Source organism: Paenisporosarcina sp. TG20, assembly GCF_000286315.1.
GTDB lineage: Bacteria > Bacillota > Bacilli > Bacillales_A > Planococcaceae > Paenisporosarcina.
Genome location: NZ_ALJG01000358.1, coordinates 1 through 21,187, shown reverse-complemented (window position 1 = coordinate 21,187; position 21,187 = coordinate 1). Strand labels below are relative to the sequence as shown.

The window sequence follows — 21,187 nt, the reverse complement described above, 5'->3', positions numbered from 1 at the left end:
GGAGAATTTTTATGTATTTAGAAATCGACTTAATCGATCGTACTCAGTTATTATCACCTAAAAATATTGAGTTAATTGAAAAAATGTTACATCATGCTGCTGAAGTAGAGGGTATCACCCAAGGCAGTGAGTTGTCTGTTGTATTTACGGACAATGAAGAAATTCAACAAATTAACAACCAATACAGAAACAAAAATGTTGCAACTGACGTGATCTCATTTGCGATGGAAGAATTAAGTGAAGGTGAGATGTCTATCGAAGTAGAAGGTACCCCACGAATTCTTGGTGATATAGTGATATCTGTTGAACGTGCAAAAGAGCAGGCAGTTGACTATGGACATAGTGAAGAAAGAGAATTGGGTTTTTTAGCTATTCATGGTTTTCTACATTTGCTTGGTTATGATCATATGGATGGCGTAGATGAAAAAGAGATGACGGAAAAACAAGAATCTATTTTACAATCGTTTGGATTGCGACGTGAACAGGATGAAAAACAATAATCTTTTTGCTTCGTTTAAATATGCACTTGAAGGAATACTAAATGCAGGTAAGAAAGAGCGAAATTTCCGGATACATATATTTGTTGCTACTGTTGTTATTGTGTCTGGATCCTTTAGTCATTTATCTAAAAATGAATGGATTTTTATAATTTTCTGTATTTCAGGGATGATAAGTTTGGAATTAGTTAATTCGGCTATAGAAAAAGTAGTTGATTTAGCATCACCGGAGATACATGCTTTAGCGAAGCAAGCAAAAGACATGAGTGCTGCTGCAGTTCTTGTATTTGCCTGCGCAAGTGCTATAATCGGAATACTCATCTTTATACCTAAGTGGATGGAAATATTTAATTGAGGTGTTTGAAAAGTGGATAAACTACAAGCAATTGAAGAATCAAAAATCGCACGCGAAAATGCGTACGTACCATACTCTAAATTTAAAGTAGGCGCTGCTTTAGTCACGAAAGAAGGAAAAGTGTACCATGGCTGTAATATAGAAAATGCAGCTTATAGTATGACAAACTGTGCAGAGCGTACAGCGGTGTTTAAAGCGGTCTCAGAGGGAGTTCGTGATTTTGCTTCACTTACTGTCGTTGCTGACACAGATGGCCCAGTATCGCCTTGTGGAGCTTGTAGACAAGTAATTGCAGAGTTTTGTGAACCTAACATGCCTGTGTATTTAACTAATTTAAAAGGTGATGTTCAGGAGACTACAGTTGCAGAACTGTTACCTGGTGCATTTTCTCAGGAGGATCTAATATATGTTAGAAGTAAGTAAAGGATATAAATCAGGATTTATATCAATTATTGGCCGACCGAATGCTGGTAAATCAACGTTCTTAAATAAAGTAATTGGACAAAAAATTGCCATTATGAGTGATAAACCACAAACGACCAGAAATAAAGTTCAAGGTGTTTTAACGACTGATAAACAACAAATTATTTTTATTGACACACCAGGAATTAATGAACCTAGACATAAACTAGGTGATTTTATGTTGAAAGTGGCTAAAAATACACTACGTGAAGTGGATGCCATTTTATTGATGGTGGATTCAGTCGACCGTATTGGGAAACAAGATCGATATATTTTTGAGATGCTGAAAGGGAATGAAACTCCAGTATTTTTAGTCATGAATAAAATTGATTTAATTCATCCAGATAAATTATTGAGTGTCACGGAATCATTCCGCAAAGAATACGATTTTGCAGACGTTATTCCAATCTCCGCTTTAGAAGGAATCAATATAGATGGGTTACTTGAAGTGTTAACAAAATATTTGCCAGAAGGCCCTCAATATTACCCTGCTGATCAAGTAACAGACCATCCAGAGCGTTTTATCATTTCGGAATTAATTCGTGAAAAAGTACTTCACTTAACTCACGAAGAAATCCCACACTCAATTGCTGTTGTTATTGAGAAAATTAAAAGAGAAGAAGATAGTGAAAAAATTCGTGTAACAGCGACGATCATGGTTGAACGTGAGTCACAAAAAGGCATGGTCATCGGCAAAAAGGGAGCACTTTTAAAAGAAGTAGGTATGCGTGCTCGTAAAGATATAGAAATGTTATTGGGAAGTAAAGTATACCTTGAGTTGTGGGTAAAAGTTCAAAGAGATTGGCGCAACAAACAAGTCCATTTACGTGATTTCGGGTTTCGCGACGACGAGTATTAATAAGGGGCGTGTAGGCAGTTGCTGAATCGTATAGAAGGCATTGTCTTAAAAACCCAAGATTATGGGGAAGCCAATAAAATCGTCACGCTTTTCTCTCGAGAAGGTGGCAAAATTACAGCAATGGCCAGAGGTGCAAAAAAACCAACAAGCCGTTTAGCTTCAGTCACACAATCATTTACCCATGGATCGTTTCTTATTCAACAAGGCACGGGAATGGGTACGATGCAACAAGGGGAGCAGTTGGAGTCATTCCGACATATTGGAGAAGATATTGAAGCAACCGCTTATGCATGTTTTGTCGTTGAATTAATAGATCGAGCGGTGGAAGATCGTAACCCGCAACCCGCAATATTCAATTTATTGCGACAGGCTTTACATGCAATTGCAGATGAATATGACCCAGAAGCTATTGCTTTGTTTGTTGAATGGCAAATGTTACCGGTCACTGGTATATATCCTACTTTACATCAATGTACTAATTGTGGTGCAACTGATGGTGAATTTGCTTTTTCCTTTCAACAAATCGGATTCTTGTGTCATCGCTGTTTTAATATTGATCCATATATTATTCGTTTATCTCCAGCTCAGGTCAAACTCATTCGAACATTTTATACAGTTCCAATTGACCAAGTGGGTAAATTAACCTTAAAAAAAGAAACAAAAACATTTATCAAAAAGATAATTCGAACAATTTATGAAGAACAAACCGGAATTCGGTTAAAGTCCCAATCGTTTCTTGATCAACTCGAACGATCACCTCAACACTTTCCTAAAAAAGAAAATCCGTCTACGATTCCATAAACTGAATCGTAAGACGGATTTTTTATTCGTGAATCATAAAGGTCGCGTTGTACAAAAACCCGCCGCTAGATTGATGAATAGAAAGGGACGAGCGAAACTTCGCTCGCCCCTTTTATTCTTCAGGTTATGGTGCAGTAAGTTTGGCGTCCAAAGCAACCTGGAACTTGCATATATCAAGTACGTTTACGTCTAATGTTTAAAATTCTAAACGTTTTTCGATATATACTTTTACTTCACTGATTGGCATACGTTTTTGTTCCATTGAATCGCGATGACGAACAGTTACTTGACCGTCTTCTCCAGAATCAAAATCATACGTAATACAGAAAGGGGTACCAATCTCATCTTGTCGGCGGTAACGTTTACCTATTGACTGAGATTCATCGTAATCCACCATAAAGTGTTTGCTCAAATCAGTAAAGACTTGAGTAGCACCTTCACTTAATTTTTTTGACAAAGGTAATATTGCAGCTTTTATAGGAGCTAAAGCTGGATGGAAACGTAACACTGTTCGTTTATCGTCACCTTCTAGAGCTTCTTCAGAATATGCATCACATAAGAATGCTAATGTTACTCGATCTGCTCCTAGAGATGGTTCGATACAGTAAGGAACATATCGTTCATTTGTTATAGGATCGATGTAATTAAAATCTTCACCTGAATGTTCCATATGTCGTTTCAAATCAAAGTCAGTTCGATCTGCAATACCCCATAGTTCACCCCAACCAAATGGGAATTTGTATTCTACATCTGTTGTAGCAGATGCATAATGAGATAGTTCTTCTGGGTCATGATCACGTAATCGTATGTTACTTTCTGATAAACCTAAGTTTAACAACCAGTTTTTACAATAATCGCGCCAAAAAGTAAACCATTCTAAATCCTCACCAGGTTTACAAAAGAATTCGAGTTCCATTTGCTCAAACTCACGTGTTCGGAACGTAAAGTTACCAGGTGTGATTTCATTTCTAAAACTTTTACCAATCTGTGCAATACCAAACGGCATTTTTTTACGCATGGAACGTTGCACGTTTCTAAAATTAACAAAAATACCTTGTGCAGTTTCTGGACGCAAGTAAATGTCATTTGAAGACGATTCGGTAACACCTTGGGAAGTTTTAAACATCAAGTTAAACTGACGGATATCCGTATAGTCTTGTGCTCCGCAATCTGGACAAATAATGGAGTGTTCCTCAATAAGTTGTTCCATTTTCTCAAAAGAAAGGCCATCTGCAATCATTTCAATGCCTTTTGCTTCTAATGCATTTTCAATTAATTTATCGGCACGGTGACGAGTTTTACATTTTTTACAGTCAACCATCGGGTCATTAAAGTTCCCGATATGGCCGGAAGCTACCCAAACTTTAGGGTTCATTAATATTGCTGCATCTAATCCAACATTATATGGAGATTCTTGTACAAATTTACGCCACCAAGCTTTTTTAATATTGTTTTTCAGTTCAACTCCTAGGGGACCATAATCCCATGTGTTGGCTAAGCCACCGTAAATGTCTGAGCCAGGAAAGACAAAACCTCTGTGTTTCGCTAAACTAACTACTTTTTCCATTGTGATTGTCATAAAAAAACCCTCCAAATTAAAAATAGCACTCGTCCCCGGACAATAAATGTCCGGGGACGAGTGCTTAATACCCGCGGTTCCACCCCAGTTGATTGAGAAGTTCAATCCACTTTCAAATGCTGACTCCAGGACGCCTTTTTTGTTCGTTACAGACTTTCACTATCTCTGCTCGCTTTAGATGAACAATATATTTTCCCATCTTCGTCTATATAATTGACCAAATTGTATCATATAAATTTTTAAAAAGCTACTCAATTCAGATACTAGATAACGTTAGTTAAATAGTATATACTATTTAACATTGAGTATAACACTTTTTGAGGCGGTGAGTCCGATCGAACTCAACAAACGTCAAGAGGAAATTTTGGGCATTGTAAAAGAAAATGGTCCAATAACAGGAGAACAAATTGCAGAACGATTACATTTAACGAGATCTACACTTCGACCGGATTTAGCGATATTAACCATGGCTGGCTTTTTGGATGCTAGGCCAAGGGTAGGATACTTTTATTCAGGCAAAAAAACTGGTCAAGCTGTCACCGATAGCATGATGAATATGAAAGTAAGAGACTTCCAGTCAATACCTATTGTAATAGATGAAAATATGATGGTATATGATGCCATTTGTCAAATGTTTTTAGAAGATGTAGGAACTTTATTCGTTGTTGATAAAAGAGCATACTTATCAGGTGTTTTATCCCGAAAAGATTTACTTCGCACAAGCTTAGGTCAACAAGATTTAAATAAAATTCCAGTTCATATTATAATGACTCGAATGCCAAATATTACGTCTTGCTTTAAACATGATTCCCTACTTCATGCTGCGAAGAAATTAATTGACAAACAAATAGATGCACTTCCAATCGTAAAAGAACATCCAGACGGATATGAAGTGATAGGAAGAATAACTAAAACTAACATAACAGGTGCCTTTCTATCCTTAGCTGAAAATCATGATTTATGAGGTGATGAAAAACGATGAAAACATTGCATATATTTATTGTTTCTGATTCAGTAGGAGAAACAGGAGAATTAGTTGCGAAAGCAGCGGTCAGCCAGTTTAGACCTGGTTTACAAAATACTTCTTTAAAACGCTTTCCACATATTGAAACTTTAGATCACATTAAAGAAATTGTCCATTTAGCTAAAATTCAGGAAGCTATGATTTTATACACACTAGTAAAAAAAGAAATGCGTGTTAGTTTACAAATCGACTGCGCAACTCAAGGTGTAAAATCAATTGATTTAATGGGTCCTTTAATGGATACTCTAGAAGATTGTTTGGGCGAAGTTCCATTTGAAGAGCCAGGTTTGGTTCGTAAACTCGATGAAGATTATTTCAAGAAAATTGAGGCAATTGAGTTTGCTGTGAAATATGATGATGGTCGAGATCCAAGAGGTTTGCTCCTTGCAGATATCGTATTAATAGGCGTATCTCGAACATCAAAGACTCCTTTGTCACAGTATTTAGCACACAAACGATTTAAAGTGGCAAATGTACCTCTTGTACCTGAAGTAGAGCCACCAGAAGAATTATTTAGAGTAGAACCCTCCAAATGCTTTGGTCTTGTCATTTCACCAGATAAATTAAATTTTATACGAAAAGAACGTTTAATTGCTCTAGGGTTAAATGATGATGCCAGTTATGCGAAATTAGATCGTATTCAAAAAGAAATTAAACATTTTGAAAAAGTAGTCGCTATGATTGGTTGTCAGGTCATTGACGTGACCAATCGGGCTGTTGAAGAAACTGCAAACGTGATATTAAATAAAATCCAGTAAAAACCATCCCTTGTTGGGAAGGTTTTTTCTTTTAGAACACTAATATTTTATAGATTTTTTCAGTAAAATGTTTTATAATGAAAATTTGTGGTAAAAATATTTAATAAGAGTGCAATTCGCAAGTTTCCACACTTAAGAAAGAAGTGTGGATTATCGGATATCAGTGTTTGAAAAAACATTTGTCTGCACTAATTTGTGTGCAAACTGGTTTTTAAAATTTTTTTGTCGAAACTTGCAGGATTTTCTTCATCCATCTCGAATTTAATATATAGCCTGTAAAGATGGTGATGACATATGCAACGAATTCCAGAACAAACAATTGAACAAATACGAACAAGTAATGATGTAGTTGATGTTATTAGCGAATATGTTCAGTTAACTAAACGTGGACGAAACTGGTTTGGCCTTTGCCCATTTCATGGCGAACAAACACCATCGTTTTCTGTTTCACAAGACAAACAAATATTTCATTGCTTTGGATGCGGAGCTGGTGGGAACGCTATCACTTTTGTAATGGATATAGACAATCTATCTTTTCAAGAAGCTGTTAGTAAGTTAGGTTCTCGAGTAGGAATCGATATTGATATTGAACCACAAACTAGTGAATCTCCAAAAGTTTCTAAAGATGAAGTGCGTATGAAAGAAGCACATACATTTGCTATGAATTATTACCACCACTTACTCCTTAACACGGAAGAAGGGGAAAAAGCTCTCTTTTATTTAGAAGAAAGAGGGTTTTCGCGAGAGCTTATTGAACAATATAGAATTGGGTGGTCACTTCCTAAGTGGGATGCCTTAACAAATTTGCTTGAACGAAAAGGTTTTAATTTAGTTGAAATGGCACAATGTGGTTTAGTAATTCAAAAAGAAAATAAAAATGAGTACTTCGATCGATTTAGAGAACGAATTATGTTTCCTGTTCATGATGAAGCAGGTCATGTAATTGCATTTTCAGGACGTGTTTTAAACACAGAATCACAAGATGCTAAATATATGAATAGTCCGGAATCACTTATCTTTCAAAAGAGTAAAGTTTTGTATCATTTGGATGTTTCGCGCCCGATTATTCGTAAAAAGCAAAAAGTCATTGTCATGGAAGGTTTTATGGATGTTATAGCTGCCGCAAAAGCGGGCATCATGAATACTGTAGCAACAATGGGAACTTCACTAACAATGGAACATATTCATAAGTTAAAACGTTTAACAGATAACGTCACTCTTTGTTACGATGGTGACGCTGCTGGTTTAGAAGCTGCTAAACGTGCTGCACAGCTTTTAGTAAAAAACAAAATAAAAACAGAAGTTGCAATTTTACCTAATCAAATGGATCCAGATGATTTTATTCAACAAAATGGTGCAGAAGCCTTTGAGAAACAGATCATTAATCGTCCTCAAGCTTACTTGGCTTTTATGATGATGGTAGCGCGACGCAATAAGAATTTTCAATTCGAAAATGATACTTTGCAATATGTACAAGAAGTATTAGAGCACTTTGTGGGGAATACTTCACCTGTTGAACAAGACTTATACATTCGACAATTATCAAAAGAAACCAATATTTCTTCAGAGGCGATTATTCAACAATTCCGAAAAATTGAAGGTAGATCCATTAAACAAAACACGAGACAACAACCTAATACACCGCCAGTTACTCAAAATATGACTGTAAGTCGTAAAATGAGACAAGCTATAGATCAGGCTGAAAAGTTGTTGCTCGCTCATATGTTAAATGAAGTTGATATTGTCGATCGTTTACATCAAGAACATGGCCTTCACATATTCATCCACGATTCATATGAAGCGATTTTTGTTCGACTCATAGGTTTCTACGACACATATCCTCAGGGAGATAAACATCGTTTTCTAGAAATTTTAGAGGACATAGATTTACGCAAGCTGGTAATGGCAGCAACGTTAACAGAACGAGATCCAGAACATGCAAGTGAAGAAGTCTCTGACTGCTTGCGACAAATAGATAAACACCGAATAGAGATTCAGATTCAAGAGAAAATGCACGAATCTCGAGAAGCAGAAAAGTCTTTAGATATGACACGTGCTTTAATGCTTGCAAAACAAATAATTGAATTGAAGAAATCGTTATCAGCGATGTAATTTGATTGGTTTTAGAAGGAGGAAGACTTATGTCGGACAAGTCTGAACGTTCAAAAGAAGTTGAAATAGAAGTTACATTTGAAGATGCCAAAAAATTTCTACTCGAATCAGGTAAAAAAGCGGGTGAATTATCCTTTACAGAAATAGCTGAAAAGCTATCTCCATATGTATTGGAATCTGATCAAATCGAGGAGTTTATCGAACAGATAGAAGCACAAGGCATCGAACTAGGACGTAAAGATGGTGATGAAGAAGATCTAGAAAAAATGATGAAAAAAGGTCAAGATGAAGATTCATTTGATCTAAACGATTTAAGCGTACCTCCAGGAGTTAAAATTAACGATCCAGTGCGTATGTATTTGAAAGAAATTGGCCGTGTTGACTTGCTCTCTGCAAAGGAAGAAATTGGCCTTGCACAGCGTATTGAACTAGGCGATGAAGAAGCCAAAAAACGTTTAGCTGAAGCGAACTTACGACTTGTTGTAAGTATTGCAAAACGATATGTTGGACGTGGTATGTTATTCCTAGATTTAATTCAAGAAGGTAATATGGGTCTTATTAAAGCGGTAGAAAAATTTGATTTCCGTAAAGGATTTAAATTTAGTACATACGCTACTTGGTGGATTCGCCAAGCAATAACACGTGCGATTGCTGACCAAGCTCGTACGATTCGAATTCCTGTTCATATGGTTGAGACAATTAACAAACTAATTCGAGTCCAACGACAGTTGCTACAAGACTTAGGTCGTGAACCTTCTCCAGAAGAAATTGGAGAAGAAATGGAGTTGCTCGCAGAAAAAGTACGCGAAATTTTAAAGATTGCCCAAGAACCAGTTTCACTTGAAACGCCAATTGGTGAAGAAGATGATTCTCATCTTGGAGACTTCATTGAAGACTCGGAAGCGCAATCACCGTCTGATCATGCTGCATACGAACTATTAAAAGAGCAGTTGGAAGACGTTTTAGATACGTTAACTGATCGAGAAGAAAATGTATTGCGATTACGTTTTGGGCTTGATGACGGTCGTACACGCACGCTAGAAGAAGTAGGAAAAGTCTTTGGCGTAACTCGGGAACGTATTCGTCAGATAGAAGCCAAAGCTTTACGCAAATTGCGTCACCCATCTAGAAGTAAACGATTGAAAGACTTTTTAGAATAATATTAACCCCCCAACATTTTATGTCGGGGGGTTTTTGTGTTGTTTATTGGAGAGATTTGGTGAACAGGAATAAACCGAAATGATAGAAAATAAATAAAATTATCAAGAAATATAATTCCGACATGAAAGAACCGTTTATTTTAATAACCTCCTTGTAAATCAAAAACTCTTCCATCTCAATTAATACAACCGAGTTGGTCTTTACTTCATTTTAATATCGTGTCCTGTCATATCGGTGCTGCTGAAAAACCTTGTGATAGCGACATAAGCTTTGATTTGTTAAAGTCCAAAGACTATAACCTGTCCGTAAACTGGACGGATATAGAACTGCTAGAATATCAATAGAAAGAGAGAAATCATATAGTTACCGAAATAGAACATAGAATCATCGATATTTAACCAATAAACTAGAATTTTTAACTATAGTAGGGTTCACTCAATTTAAATCATGAGAGAATAATAGTTGGGATATTAGATTATTTCCGATATAATAAAAAAGAAAGCGTTTTAAAAACAAAAGGGGTTGATTGTAGTGAATTTTGATTTAACACAAGAACATCAAATGATTCGTAAGACAATGAGGGAGTTTTCGGATAAAGTTGTTGCACCAGGTGCAATAGACCGTGATCGAACAAAAGCTTTTCCTAAAGAAATCTTTAAACAGGTAGCCGACATGGGGATGATGGGTTTACCGTTTTCAGAGGAGTACGGAGGAGCAGGAGCAGATACTATTAGTTTTGCAATCGTTACAGAAGAACTAAGTCGTGTTTGTGCATCTACAGGCATTACATATTCAGCACATATATCACTTGGTGGGGCTCCACTAAACTTGTTTGGAACAGAAGAGCAAAAACATAAATATTTAACACCTATTTGTACGGGTGAGTCTTTCGGAGCTTTTGGTTTAACTGAACCGAATGCTGGTTCTGACGCAGGTGGTACACAAACACGAGCAGTAGAAGATGGCGATGATTTTATTATTAATGGAAACAAAGTATATATAACCAATGCAAGCCACGCTAAGCATTTGGCTATTACAGCAATTACTGGTATGAAGGATGGAAAGAAAGAAATTAGTGCAATTATTGTTCCTACAGATGCTGAAGGATTTACAGTTATTGATAACTACGAAAAAATGGGTTTACATTCTTCTAATACGACAGAGTTAGTACTTGAGAATGTGCGAGTACCAAAAGCAAATTTATTAGGTAAACGTGGAGAGGGTTTCCGTCAATTTTTAGTGACGCTGGACGGCGGGCGAATTGGAATTGGTGCTATGGCTGTTGGTATAGCTCAAGGAGCATTTGATAAAGCACTCCGTTATTCAAAAGAACGAAAGCAATTTGGTAAACCATTATCTGATTTCCAAGTAACTCAATTTAAATTAGCAGATATGGCTATGAAAATTGAATTAGCTCGTACAATGGTTTACAAAGCTGCTTGGTTGAAAGATCAAGGCAGACCATTTACTAAAGAAGCTTCAATGTGTAAGTTGTATGCATCAGAAATTGCCATGGAAGTTGCTGATCAAGCGGTTCAAATACATGGTGGTTATGGTTATATGAAAGAGTATGAAGTAGAACGTTATATGAGGGATGCCAAATTGCTCGAAATTGGGGAAGGTACTTCTGAAATTCAACGTATGGTCATTGCTCGTCTAATCGGTTGCTAACCATGTGAATTTGTCGAATTTGGCACAATGTGTGAATCAACTGTTTAAAGACTTTTCGTTTGTGATAGAATACAGTACAATAACAATGTTGACTTATTCTATTTTTAAATAGAATGAACGAAAAGAAGGAGGTAATATAATGCAAAAAAATCCAATAATTCCTTACTTATTAATAATGGTATTTGGTCTTGGTCTAATTTTCTTTTTATCAATTCAAGGTGTTGATCAAAAAGCAGAAATTGCAGCCGGACATGAAGAAGGTGCAGAAGGTGCAGAAGGCGAAGATACTGCTGAAGCATTTGATCCAGAAGCTGTTGCACAAGGGAAATGTATCCAATGTCATGGTGGGGATTTAGGTGGTCAAGCTAATGCTCCATCATTAATAGGCACTGACCTTTCAAAAGAAGAGATTGTTGATATTCTCGCTAACGGACAAGGTGCAGGAATGCCTGGTGGTTTGGTAGAGGGCGATCATTTGGATGAAATGGCAGATTATATTTTATCATTGAAATAGTGATTCGTACCCCTTATCCTAAAAATGGATAAGGGGTTTTTCTTATTGCCCTTTTTTAGTAAAGCTCTTCTTCTATAGGGGGCGAGCAATAGTGGCAATTCCTACTTTTCGTGTATATAATTTTGATATAGAAGAAAGGAGAGGTTTTCGTTGAACGCACAACGTCTCTCAGACCGTTTAACACGTGTCGCATCATATGTTCAATTAGGTTCTATTGTCGCAGATATTGGGAGTGATCATGCTTATTTACCTTGTTACTTAATTCACCATCAAATTGCTAAAAAAGCAGTTGCCGGTGAGGTTGCGAAAGGTCCCTATGAATCCGCTCAGAGACAGGTTCTTGAAGAACAATTAGATGATAAAATAGAAGTCCGCCTTGCAAACGGATTGTCGGCAATTGCCCAGGATGATTTAGTCGATACAGTAACAATTGCAGGAATGGGTGGACCGTTAATCACTACTATTTTAGACCAGGGTTTCGAAAAATTAAAAACTGTTAATCGATTGATTTTACAGCCTAATATTCATGCGAAAGCAATTCGTGAGTGGGCCATGACGAATGGCTGGAACCTTATAGCCGAAGAAATTCTTTTAGAGGAGGATAAAATTTACGAAATTCTTGTGCTAGAAAGAGGAGAGATGAAGTTATCAGAGGCTCAAACTTTGCTAGGTCCATTTTTAATGGAAGCTCGAAATGAAGCATTTTATTTGAAATGGTCAAAAGAATCGGCTGAATGGAATCGAATATTGGGCGCAATTCGTATTGCCCAGTCTTCAAGGGAAGTACAAATGAAAAAAGAAGAAATTGAGGAGAAATTAAAGATTGTTAAGGAGGCGATTAGTAAATGAAAATAGCAAATGGACATGAACTTATTCAACTATTTGAATCCTGGTCGCCAAGGTCTTTTGCTTTAAAAGATGATCCAATCGGTTTGCAAATTGGTCAATTAAATGGACAAGTCCAAAATGTGCTTGTAACACTTGACGTTACATTAGCAGTTGTACAAGAAGCCATCGATCAGAACTGTCAATTAATTATGGCTCATCACCCTCCCATATATAGACCTCTTGTAAACCTTCGGACTGATACACCTACAGGAGCCATGCTTTCGCTTTGTATGAAACATAATATCGCTGTTTACGTAGCCCATACAAATTTAGATGTTGCTCCTGGCGGCGTAAATGATTTATTAGCTGAAGCACTTGAATTACAACAAATTAAGGTCCTGGATGAAACCTATTCAGAGGCGTTGATGAAGTTATCGATATTTGTACCTAAATCTCATGCAATGAGTTTGCGTGAGCAATTAGCAATGGTAGGTGCTGGTCACATTGGTAATTACGAGAGCTGTAGTTTTACATCTTCAGGAACTGGACGGTTTAAGCCTGTAGAAGGTTCTAATCCTGTTATTGGTAGTTTAAATCTCTTAGAGGAAGTGGAAGAGGAGAAAATAGAAGTAGTGTTTCCTTCTTCTAGGAAAACGAAAATCCTAAAGACTATGTATTCTCATCATCCTTATGAAGAAGTGGCTTTTGACTTATGGCCGCTAGAGTCGAAAACTCTACAACAAGGAATTGGTCGCATAGGAATATTAAAACAAGAAATGACACTTGATGCGTTTGCAAATAAAGTTAAAGAACAACTAAAGGTGCCATTTGTTCGAGTGGTAGGTGATGCAACAACAAACATTCGAAAAGTAGCAGTGCTCGGTGGTGACGGTAACAAGTACATTAATAATGCAAAACGTGAAGGTGCAGATGTTTTAGTGACTGGTGATTTATATTTCCATGTAGCCCAAGACGCTCAAGCTCTCGGGTTATCCGTTATTGATCCAGGTCATCATGTTGAATCGATTATGAAAACGGGTGTTTCAGATAAAATGAATAGATTATGCAAAGAGAAGAAATTTGCTTGCTCATTTATTCCTTCAAGTATTTCGACAGAACCATTTCGATTTGTATAGTTTTGAGAAAAGACAAATCCTACCAACAAATAAAAAAATTCGGGTATAGTTTGCCCGGAATTAACTTCACATGAAAGAAATTCCATTTAAGAATGTTAGTCTACATAAACTAAAAACACCAGAAACACGAGGTATATGGCACCCTATACTTGAATAATTTCTTATTTTTTAAAAAAGAGGCTACCCAATTTTGGATAGCCTCTTTTTGCTTTATGAAATTGAATATGGTTCAATTCGATTAACAGGGTTTAGTTTTTTAATTTTAGGTAAAATCTTATCAAGAGTAACTGTTCGTTCAAGACTATGTGTATTTGGGTCTAGAGGATCGAACTTCTCTAAGAAATGAACTACTTCCTTTACCAAAGGTGTTGGAGTTGAAGCGCCTGCAGTCACCGCAATTCGATCAATTCCATCTAACCACTCTAATTTTAGCTCAGATAAATCCGAAATGCGGTAAGATGGGGTGTTTGCTATTTCTTCTGACACTTGTGTGAGTCTATTTGAATTATTGCTCATTGGGTCCCCAACTACTATTAACAACTGTGAAGCACCAGCTTGTTCCGCAACAGCTTCTTGACGAACTTGAGTCGCTAAACAAATTTCTTTGTGCACTTCAATGTGTGGATACTTTTGTTTTAATTTTTCCATAAGAGTACCAACATCCCATTGACTCATTGTGGTTTGATTCGTCACAATTAATTTATCTGATTGAATAGTCAACTTCTCGACGTCTTCAACTGACTGAACAAGGTGAACATCGTTTGGAGCTACGCCAACTGCCCCTTCAGGTTCAGGATGTCCTTTTTTACCGATATAAATAACTTGGTATCCTTCAGCGGTCTTTTCACTAATTAAATCGTGTGTAACCGTAACGTCTGGACATGTAGCATCAATAGATACAAACCCTCTTTGTCTAGCTAATTCACGAATTTCAGGTGAAACTCCGTGGGCCGTGAAAATAACTGTACCGCCCTTTACTTTTTCTAAAATTTCTCTTCTGTTATCACCATCTAAGGTAATAATGCCATCTTGCTCAAAGGCATCAGTAACGTGTTTATTATGAACAATCATTCCTAATATATAAATTGGACGTGGTAAAGATGTGTCCATGGCTGCATTACGTGCGATAATCATTGCATCAACGACGCCGTAACAATAACCACGTGGGGAAATTTTGAGTACTTGCATATGTAGCACTCCTCTCATAAGTTATTACTCCTCTAGTATAACTGAGTGGAGTGCCGAATTCAAAAATCAAAGAGGCGGTTGAAATATTCGGGGTATAGATTTACCACTTGCACTAGGAATTGATGCCCCAGAAGGAACGGTAGTAGGAGGAACAACAGAAGTAGTAGTAGCAGCGGCAGCGACAGTAGCCGTGCTAGCTACGTTACTACCTGCCGTTGCATTGGGCATACTTTTAAAACCTTTATAAATTTTCCACAGTGCAGGAATATTTTGAAACATTGGTGAGACTCTCTGGACCATAGGTGTTATTTGTTCGGCGGTTGATAAAAAGCGATCAGCGGTTTGTAAATAATGGTCCATGCGGTTAGGTTTTGGTGCTCCTGCCTCCAGATTTTCTTGTCCTAAGGGTAAGTTAGAGGGAGCTCCAGGGAATTGATTAGGCGCTGGTGGCATGCCGGTATTTCGAAAACCGAAAGGCATCTGTTGAGGAGCTCCCCTATATTGGTTAGGAACTGGTGCTGGTGCAGGTGGAGGACTTGAATTTTTCGATCCGAAAAGGCTACTTAAGAATCCTTTTGTCGGTGGTGCTTGTGGTGGAGCTTGTGGTGGTAATTGTCGTTGTGCTAGTGGTGGACCTTGTCGTTGTGGCATATTTGGAATTTGTGATTGTGAAAAAGGATAAAAAGATTGATAACGCATAGAATTTTCCTTTCTAAATAAATAGTTATTTGACGCACAGGGCACACTACAATTATGATAAGATAATGGTCTTTAACAAATAGACAAGTTATGATGGAACGAAAGATGTTAGGAGGGGCAAATATGTCCAAATATGCAGATTATGATTTTCAACCTTTTTTACAAAAAGCTATTAGTAAATTAGGTTTTACAAAACCAACACCGATTCAAAAAGAAATGATTCCTCTAATTCTAAAAGGAAAAAGTGCGATAGGCCAAGCGCACACAGGTACTGGGAAAACGCATAGTTTTCTAATTCCGATTATAGAGAGATTAACAACAGAAAAACCTGAATTACAAGCGATCATTACTTCACCAACTCGCGAACTTGCATCACAGATTTTCGAAGAGTTAAACAAGCTAATTGAGGGTACTGAAATTCAATCCAAATTATTTATTGGTGGTACTGATAAACAACGCGCGATTGATAAATTAAAAACACAACCACATATTATTGTGGGAACACCTGGCCGTATTCGTGACTTAGTGAAAGAAAATGCCCTACTTGTTCATACTGCACCTATATTAGTAGTAGATGAAGCAGACCTTGCTTTTGACCTAGGCTTTATTGAAGAAATTGATGCATTTGCTGGTAAAATGCCATCTACGCTTGAAATGTACGTCTTTTCTGCTACTATTCCGGAAAGTTTACAGCCATTCTTAAAGAAATATATGGTAGCACCAGTTCATATTCATATCGGAGAAAAGCGTCCTACAGCAGAAGGAATCGTCTTTAATTTAGTACCTGTTCGTAGTAAATCTAAAAAGAAACGTTTAGTAGAAGTTATGGAAGGTATCAATCCATACTTAGCTATTATTTTTACAAACACTCGTAAGAATGCAGATGACGTTGCTAATTATTTAGCTGAGGCTGGTTACCGTGTTGGACGTATTCACGGTGATTTAGCGCCACGTGAACGTACACGTATGATGAAACAAGTTCGTGATCTTGAATATCAATATATTGTTGCTACTGATCTTGCATCAAGAGGAATTGATATTCAAGGAGTTAGTCACGTGATTAACTTTGAGCTTCCAGACGACTTGGAATTCTTTATTCATCGTGTTGGTCGTACTGGTAGAGCAGGATTAAAAGGCACAGCTATTACATTATATGAACCAACCGATGAAGACGCGATTATTCGAATTGAAAAAATGGGAATTCCATTTGTTCATGTGGATATCAAAGACGGTGAGTGGTCAGAACTTAAGGAACGCCACGAACGTAAAAATCGTAAGAAGAGTGAAAGCAGCGAGATTGACATTAAAGCAAAAGCAATGGTAAGAAAACCTAAAAAAGTTAAACCGGGTTATAAACGTAATATGAGATGGGAAATGGATAAGGTTAAAAAAAGAGAACGTCGTATTAAAAACCGTAAGAAGTAAGGGGATTTTCGGTATGTTATTAGGTTCACATGTGTCAATGAGTGGAAAGAACATGTTGCTTGCTGCTAGTGAAGAAGCTGCGTCTTATGGAGCTACTACCTTTATGATTTATACAGGCGCTCCTCAAAATACGCGACGAAAACCGATTGAAGATCTTAACATCGATGCTGGACAAGCTCATATGAAAGAACATGGAATGTCTGACATCATTGTTCATGCTCCGTATATCATTAATATCGGTAATTCACTTAAACCTGCAACATTTGCACTCGGCGTTGAATTCCTACAAAAAGAAATTGAACGAACTGCAGCATTGGGTGCAAAACAAATTGTTTTACACCCGGGTGCACATGTTGGAGCAGGTGCAGATAAAGGTATTGAAAAAATTATCGAAGGTTTAAATGAAGTGTTATCACATGATTTCCCAGTTCAAATTGCATTAGAAACAATGGCGGGCAAAGGAACTGAATGTGGACGATCATTTGAAGAACTTGCTCAGATTATAAATGGTGTTAAGAATAATGCGCGACTTTCTGTCTGTTTTGATACATGTCATACCCATGATGCAGGATACAATATCGTCGAGGATTTTGATGGTGTATTAAACCAATTTGATCATTTGATTGGCATTGATCGTTTAAAAGTTCTTCATATCAATGATAGTAAAAATGTTCGTGGAGCCGCAAAAGATCGTCATGAAAATATTGGTTTTGGTGCAATAGGTTTTAAAGGTTTAAATAAAATTGTACATCATCCTCAATTAATTAATGTTCCTAAAATATTGGAAACACCTTATGTAGGACTGGATGCAAAGAATAAAAAACCACCATATTTACACGAAATTGAAATGTTCAAAGCACAAGAGTTTCAACCTGAAAAAATTGATAATTTACGATTATAACATTTAAAAAGACTCAAGCAGTTATCTGTTTGAGTCTTTTATTGTCTAATGTTATAAATGCTCTTTTCTTATAATCCTAAATGCTTATAAAGTGTTTCAGTACGTTCTGCTCCTAGTACCCCTGTCAGTTGTTTTTTGACATGTGCTGGGGGCCCAAAGAGCAACCATTGAATTGAAGCTTTATCGAAGATAGGCCGCACTAATTTAACTTCTTCAGGTGTTAGTTGAACTGGAAGTGCCTGTGTCATTTTCGCAATTTCTTTATCTGATTTTTCTTTCGTTGCTTGAATAAGTTCCCATATTTCCATTTTTTCATCCTTTCAAGATAATAAATTTTACTTTTATATAATTCTCAGTTATAATAATCATTTGTAAATCGTAATGATTATGTATTAGAAAGAGGTGGTAATTTGAAATCTACATACGATATAGACCTTCAACAAGTATCATTTCAATACGATCAAACAGTCGTGTTAAAAAACATTTCTTTACAGGTTAAACAAGGGGATTTTCTAGCTATTTTAGGACCAAATGGATCTGGGAAATCAACCTTGTTAAAAATAATATTAGGTTTACTAAAACCCACGTCAGGATCTGTCCATTTATTCGGTCAAAAGGGTCGTGACTTTAAGCAAAAGGAATGGATAGGCTATGTTTCTCAAAAGTCAAATGCGTTTAATTCAGGTTTCCCAGCCACTGTTTATGAAGTAGTTGCAAGTGGTTTAGTAAAGAAAACCGGATTATTAAAAAAGTTACCTAAAAACTCCAAAAATCTAGTGGTAGACGCATTAACATCAGTTGGAATGGAAAGTTTTTCGAAACATTCAATAGGAGAGCTTTCAGGAGGGCAACAGCAACGTATTTTTATTGCGAGAGCTTTAGTCAGTAAACCTAAATGTCTCGTGTTAGACGAACCTACAGTAGGGATTGATCATCAGCATGTTCAATCTTTTTATGATATGCTAGCCAAATTAAATCGTGAGCAAAATATCACGTTGATACTTGTAACACATGACGTAGATACAGTATCCGATAGAATTAGTCATGTGGCATGTCTAAATCAAACAATTCATTTTCATGGTTTTAAACAAGACTTTCAACAATTGAGCGATGAGGATAGAAAGGCATGGTATGGCCATTCTGTGAGAAAAATTCATTAACAAAAGAGGGAAATAGATGATTGAAGCGATATTGAATTATCAATTTTTACAAAATGCATTTGCTTCAGGACTTATAATTGGTCTTATTGCGCCTCTTCTTGGCGTGTTTATCATTGTGAGAAGACTGTCACTAATTGCTGATGCCCTTAGCCATGTTACTTTAGCAGGAATTGCAGGAAGTTTATTTTTAAGTCAGTCCGTCCCTTTTCTTGCTTTATTAAATCCTTTATATATAGGAATTATTGCAGCAGTAAGCGGTTCGGTCCTAGTTGAAAAATTTCGAAGGTTGTACAAACATTATGAAGAATTAGCTATTGCCATCATTATGTCGGCAGGCATAGGATTTAGTGCAATCTTTATATCGCTAGCAAATGGCTTTAGCTCAGATATATTTGGTTACTTATTCGGCTCTGTGTCAGCTGTTAGTCGTCAAGATTTATTTATTGTTATCGTAATTGCTATTATAGTTGTAGTTTTTTTACTGTTATTTTACAAAGAGTTGTTCTTGCTTTCATTTGATGAGGAGTACGCTAAAGCTTCTGGACTTCCCGCAAAATGGGTACATCTTTTATTTATGATTGTCACAGCTCTTGTTATTGCTGCAAGTATGCGAATCGTTGGAATTCTTCTTGTATCCTCATTAATGACATTACCAGTAGCCGCAAGTATGCGTTTAGCTAAAGGTTTTAAACAAGCTATTTATTTATCAGTTTTGTTTGGTGAAGCAGCAGTAATTATTGGTCTTGTAAGTGCTTTTTATTTAGATATTGCACCAGGTGGTACAATTGTAGTAACATCTATTATAATTTTATTAATCGTATTATTAGTTAAAAAGATTTGGTTAAGCGCCGTAATAAAAAGAGAAAGGGGAAGTCTTGTATGAATATTACAAAGGCTTGGGACCTTCTAAAAGAAAAAGGGTATAAAAAAACGGGTAAACGAGAGCAAATACTAGAATTATTTAATAATAATGATCGTTATTTAACAGCACGAGATTTATTAGATGTGATGCAGAGGGATTATCCTGGAATGAGTTATGACACGATTTATCGAAACTTAAGTACATTTGTTGAGTTAGATATATTAGATGAAACTGAATTGTCAGGGGAACGTCATTTTAGAATGCAATGTGAAACTGATCATCATCATCATCATTTCATCTGTATGGTTTGTGGAAAAATCAAAGAAATTCATTTATGCCCAATGGATATGTTAGACGAAAAATTACCTGCATATCAAATTGATAATCACAAATTTGAGATATATGGAAAATGCCCTGAATGTAAATGATATGTTCTTTTTGATTTCAGTGTATGAGAGGTACAATAAAAAGCGTGAGGCATATGCCTCACGCTTTTGTGCGCTTATTTAAAAAATTAAGAAACCATATAAATCTAGGATGCCATGAACCCTGTGGGTATGGTGTTTTAGTGCAAAGAGACTAACATTCTAAAACAAGTCGTCTGCGACGAGGAGACTCACGGACCGCCCGTGGACTATAATGGGAACGGCTGTTTTAGCAAGTATACGCATTTTAATTAGTAATAAATGGTTATTATCTATTGAGTGAGCGGAAAGTAGTCTTGAGTGAGCGAAAAATTGTCTTGAGTGAGCGAAAAACTGTTCTGAGTGAGCGGAAATCTGATCTGAGTGAGCGAAAAGTTCTAAGTAGATGAAAAGTATAAACTTGCTGCTCATTTTTTAAAAACACTAGGTTGAAGGAGCGCTTCGGACGCAAACCTGATGCAAGATTGCCGGTAAGAAAGAGATGGAGCGAAGTGACCAAACTTCGCTCCATCTCTTTCATTTTAAGGTCATAGTATAGTACGTTTTCCGTTCAAAGCGACCCGTTAACAAAAGTAGATACAGTTTGATAAATCCTTTTCTATTAAGAGCATAAAATCATTTGTGCTTTCTTACAAAATAAGAATGTATATAGATTAGTAAGCCATGAATTCAGTATTCTCGAAGGAGTAGGTTCTAGTATGATACCACTGATTTGTGCTCTAGGCAGACGCTTCCACGGGGCGGGCAGGCGAGCCTCCTCGGGCCAACAG

At 36.7% G+C, this 21,187-nt stretch carries 22 protein-coding genes; 18 read left to right on the top strand and 4 right to left on the bottom strand.

Going from position 1 to position 21,187, the window contains the following annotated elements; translation table 11 throughout:
• The first annotated feature begins 11 nt into the window (after positions 1 to 11).
• Genes ybeY through recO form a run of 5 tightly spaced genes read left to right on the top strand, consistent with a single transcriptional unit; the run spans position 12 to position 2,974 of the window.
• A complete protein-coding gene (gene ybeY, locus B371_RS0118755; RefSeq protein ID WP_019415862.1) occupies positions 12 to 500 on the top strand; it encodes an rRNA maturation RNase YbeY in 489 nt (162 codons plus the stop codon).
• Positions 487 to 852, top strand: a complete 366-nt coding sequence (locus tag B371_RS0118750) for a diacylglycerol kinase family protein (protein ID WP_019415861.1) — start codon at positions 487 to 489, stop codon at positions 850 to 852. The genes ybeY and B371_RS0118750 overlap by 14 nt, the downstream gene beginning before the upstream one ends.
• 12 nt (positions 853 to 864) lie before the next feature.
• Positions 865 to 1,275, top strand: a complete 411-nt coding sequence (locus B371_RS0118745) for a cytidine deaminase (protein WP_019415860.1) — start codon at positions 865 to 867, stop codon at positions 1,273 to 1,275.
• Entirely contained in the window at positions 1,259 to 2,173 is a 915-nt protein-coding gene (gene era / locus B371_RS0118740) for a GTPase Era (protein ID WP_019415859.1), read from the top strand. The genes B371_RS0118745 and era overlap by 17 nt, the downstream gene beginning before the upstream one ends.
• An 18-nt stretch (positions 2,174 to 2,191) precedes the next feature.
• Entirely contained in the window at positions 2,192 to 2,974 is a 783-nt protein-coding gene (recO, locus tag B371_RS0118735) for a DNA repair protein RecO (protein ID WP_019415858.1), read from the top strand.
• Positions 2,975 to 3,170: 196 nt separating this feature from the next.
• Here the strand turns inward: recO and B371_RS0118730 are convergent, their stop codons facing one another.
• On the bottom strand, positions 3,171 to 4,553 hold the full coding sequence (locus B371_RS0118730) for a glycine--tRNA ligase (protein ID WP_019415857.1): 1,383 nt from the start codon (positions 4,551 to 4,553) through the stop codon (positions 3,171 to 3,173).
• Between the two features lie 325 nt (positions 4,554 to 4,878).
• Here B371_RS0118730 and B371_RS0118725 point away from each other — a divergent pair, with 325 nt between their 5' ends.
• The 8 genes from B371_RS0118725 to B371_RS0118690 all read left to right on the top strand — a co-directional run bounded on the left by B371_RS0118725 (position 4,879) and on the right by B371_RS0118690 (position 13,757).
• Positions 4,879 to 5,517 carry a helix-turn-helix transcriptional regulator gene (locus B371_RS0118725; RefSeq protein WP_026023132.1) on the top strand — a complete coding sequence of 213 codons (639 nt, stop codon included), beginning with the start codon at positions 4,879 to 4,881 and terminating at the stop codon, positions 5,515 to 5,517.
• 14 nt (positions 5,518 to 5,531) lie between these two features.
• Positions 5,532 to 6,335, top strand: coding sequence for a pyruvate, water dikinase regulatory protein (locus B371_RS0118720; protein ID WP_019415855.1), 804 nt, complete (start codon positions 5,532 to 5,534; stop codon positions 6,333 to 6,335).
• A 294-nt stretch (positions 6,336 to 6,629) separates the two neighbouring features.
• On the top strand, positions 6,630 to 8,447 hold the full coding sequence (gene dnaG / locus B371_RS0118715; RefSeq protein ID WP_019415854.1) for a DNA primase: 1,818 nt from the start codon (positions 6,630 to 6,632) through the stop codon (positions 8,445 to 8,447).
• Between the two features lie 29 nt (positions 8,448 to 8,476).
• Positions 8,477 to 9,607, top strand: coding sequence for an RNA polymerase sigma factor RpoD (rpoD, locus tag B371_RS0118710; RefSeq protein WP_019415853.1), 1,131 nt, complete (start codon positions 8,477 to 8,479; stop codon positions 9,605 to 9,607).
• Between the two features lie 532 nt (positions 9,608 to 10,139).
• The gene (locus tag B371_RS0118705) at positions 10,140 to 11,279 is read left to right on the top strand and encodes an acyl-CoA dehydrogenase (protein WP_019415852.1); all 1,140 of its coding nucleotides are present in this window, start codon (positions 10,140 to 10,142) and stop codon (positions 11,277 to 11,279) included.
• 139 nt (positions 11,280 to 11,418) lie between these two features.
• A complete protein-coding gene (gene cccA / locus B371_RS0118700) occupies positions 11,419 to 11,793 on the top strand; it encodes a cytochrome c550 (RefSeq protein WP_019415851.1) in 375 nt (124 codons plus the stop codon).
• 150 nt (positions 11,794 to 11,943) lie between these two features.
• Positions 11,944 to 12,642, top strand: a complete 699-nt coding sequence (locus tag B371_RS0118695) for a tRNA (adenine(22)-N(1))-methyltransferase TrmK (protein WP_019415850.1) — start codon at positions 11,944 to 11,946, stop codon at positions 12,640 to 12,642.
• Positions 12,639 to 13,757, top strand: coding sequence for a Nif3-like dinuclear metal center hexameric protein (locus B371_RS0118690; protein WP_019415849.1), 1,119 nt, complete (start codon positions 12,639 to 12,641; stop codon positions 13,755 to 13,757). Before B371_RS0118695 ends, B371_RS0118690 begins: the two co-directional genes overlap by 4 nt.
• Before the next feature lie 210 nt (positions 13,758 to 13,967).
• On the opposite strand, the gene B371_RS0118685 is transcribed toward B371_RS0118690, so the two are convergent.
• Together B371_RS0118685 and vrrA are read right to left on the bottom strand one after the other, a co-directional pair.
• Positions 13,968 to 14,945, bottom strand: a complete 978-nt coding sequence (locus tag B371_RS0118685; protein WP_019415848.1) for a 4-hydroxy-3-methylbut-2-enyl diphosphate reductase — start codon at positions 14,943 to 14,945, stop codon at positions 13,968 to 13,970.
• Between the two features lie 66 nt (positions 14,946 to 15,011).
• The gene (gene vrrA / locus B371_RS0118680; RefSeq protein WP_019415847.1) at positions 15,012 to 15,644 is read right to left on the bottom strand and encodes a VrrA/YqfQ family protein; all 633 of its coding nucleotides are present in this window, start codon (positions 15,642 to 15,644) and stop codon (positions 15,012 to 15,014) included.
• Between the two features lie 123 nt (positions 15,645 to 15,767).
• Here vrrA and B371_RS0118675 point away from each other — a divergent pair, with 123 nt between their 5' ends.
• Both B371_RS0118675 and B371_RS0118670 read left to right on the top strand, forming a co-directional pair.
• Positions 15,768 to 17,069, top strand: a complete 1,302-nt coding sequence (locus tag B371_RS0118675) for a DEAD/DEAH box helicase (RefSeq protein ID WP_019415846.1) — start codon at positions 15,768 to 15,770, stop codon at positions 17,067 to 17,069.
• A gap of 13 nt (positions 17,070 to 17,082) precedes the next feature.
• Positions 17,083 to 17,970, top strand: a complete 888-nt coding sequence (locus tag B371_RS0118670; protein WP_019415845.1) for a deoxyribonuclease IV — start codon at positions 17,083 to 17,085, stop codon at positions 17,968 to 17,970.
• A gap of 68 nt (positions 17,971 to 18,038) precedes the next feature.
• On the opposite strand, the gene B371_RS0118665 is transcribed toward B371_RS0118670, so the two are convergent.
• Positions 18,039 to 18,278, bottom strand: coding sequence for a hypothetical protein (locus tag B371_RS0118665; RefSeq protein ID WP_019415844.1), 240 nt, complete (start codon positions 18,276 to 18,278; stop codon positions 18,039 to 18,041).
• A 102-nt stretch (positions 18,279 to 18,380) separates the two neighbouring features.
• On the opposite strand from B371_RS0118665, the gene B371_RS0118660 reads away from it, so the two are divergent.
• From B371_RS0118660 to B371_RS0118650, 3 genes are read left to right on the top strand one after another with little or no spacing between them, the layout of a single operon-like run.
• Positions 18,381 to 19,130 (top strand): metal ABC transporter ATP-binding protein, encoded by a 750-nt coding sequence (locus tag B371_RS0118660; protein WP_019415843.1) that lies wholly within the window; start codon positions 18,381 to 18,383, stop codon positions 19,128 to 19,130.
• Positions 19,131 to 19,146: 16 nt separating this feature from the next.
• Complete coding sequence (locus tag B371_RS0118655; RefSeq protein ID WP_019415842.1) at positions 19,147 to 20,013, top strand: metal ABC transporter permease; 867 nt, start codon at positions 19,147 to 19,149, stop codon at positions 20,011 to 20,013.
• Positions 20,010 to 20,420, top strand: coding sequence for a Fur family transcriptional regulator (locus B371_RS0118650; protein ID WP_019415841.1), 411 nt, complete (start codon positions 20,010 to 20,012; stop codon positions 20,418 to 20,420). The genes B371_RS0118655 and B371_RS0118650 overlap by 4 nt, the downstream gene beginning before the upstream one ends.
• Positions 20,421 to 21,187: the final 767 nt, after the last annotated feature.

What these genes read in the sequence shown, in the direction of transcription:
- ybeY (WP_019415862.1), top strand. Translation starts at nt 12, where the DNA reads ATGTATTTAGAAATCGACTTAATCGATCGTACTCAGTTATTATCACCT.
- B371_RS0118750 (WP_019415861.1), top strand. Translation starts at nt 487, where the DNA reads ATGAAAAACAATAATCTTTTTGCTTCGTTTAAATATGCACTTGAAGGA.
- era (WP_019415859.1), top strand. Translation starts at nt 1,259, where the DNA reads ATGTTAGAAGTAAGTAAAGGATATAAATCAGGATTTATATCAATTATT.
- B371_RS0118730 (WP_019415857.1), bottom strand. Translation starts at nt 4,553, where the DNA reads ATGACAATCACAATGGAAAAAGTAGTTAGTTTAGCGAAACACAGAGGT.
- B371_RS0118720 (WP_019415855.1), top strand. Translation starts at nt 5,532, where the DNA reads ATGAAAACATTGCATATATTTATTGTTTCTGATTCAGTAGGAGAAACA.
- dnaG (WP_019415854.1), top strand. Translation starts at nt 6,630, where the DNA reads ATGCAACGAATTCCAGAACAAACAATTGAACAAATACGAACAAGTAAT.
- rpoD (WP_019415853.1), top strand. Translation starts at nt 8,477, where the DNA reads ATGTCGGACAAGTCTGAACGTTCAAAAGAAGTTGAAATAGAAGTTACA.
- cccA (WP_019415851.1), top strand. Translation starts at nt 11,419, where the DNA reads ATGCAAAAAAATCCAATAATTCCTTACTTATTAATAATGGTATTTGGT.
- B371_RS0118690 (WP_019415849.1), top strand. Translation starts at nt 12,639, where the DNA reads ATGAAAATAGCAAATGGACATGAACTTATTCAACTATTTGAATCCTGG.
- B371_RS0118685 (WP_019415848.1), bottom strand. Translation starts at nt 14,945, where the DNA reads ATGCAAGTACTCAAAATTTCCCCACGTGGTTATTGTTACGGCGTCGTT.
- vrrA (WP_019415847.1), bottom strand. Translation starts at nt 15,644, where the DNA reads ATGCGTTATCAATCTTTTTATCCTTTTTCACAATCACAAATTCCAAAT.
- B371_RS0118675 (WP_019415846.1), top strand. Translation starts at nt 15,768, where the DNA reads ATGTCCAAATATGCAGATTATGATTTTCAACCTTTTTTACAAAAAGCT.
- B371_RS0118670 (WP_019415845.1), top strand. Translation starts at nt 17,083, where the DNA reads ATGTTATTAGGTTCACATGTGTCAATGAGTGGAAAGAACATGTTGCTT.
- B371_RS0118665 (WP_019415844.1), bottom strand. Translation starts at nt 18,278, where the DNA reads ATGGAAATATGGGAACTTATTCAAGCAACGAAAGAAAAATCAGATAAA.
- B371_RS0118655 (WP_019415842.1), top strand. Translation starts at nt 19,147, where the DNA reads ATGATTGAAGCGATATTGAATTATCAATTTTTACAAAATGCATTTGCT.
- B371_RS0118650 (WP_019415841.1), top strand. Translation starts at nt 20,010, where the DNA reads ATGAATATTACAAAGGCTTGGGACCTTCTAAAAGAAAAAGGGTATAAA.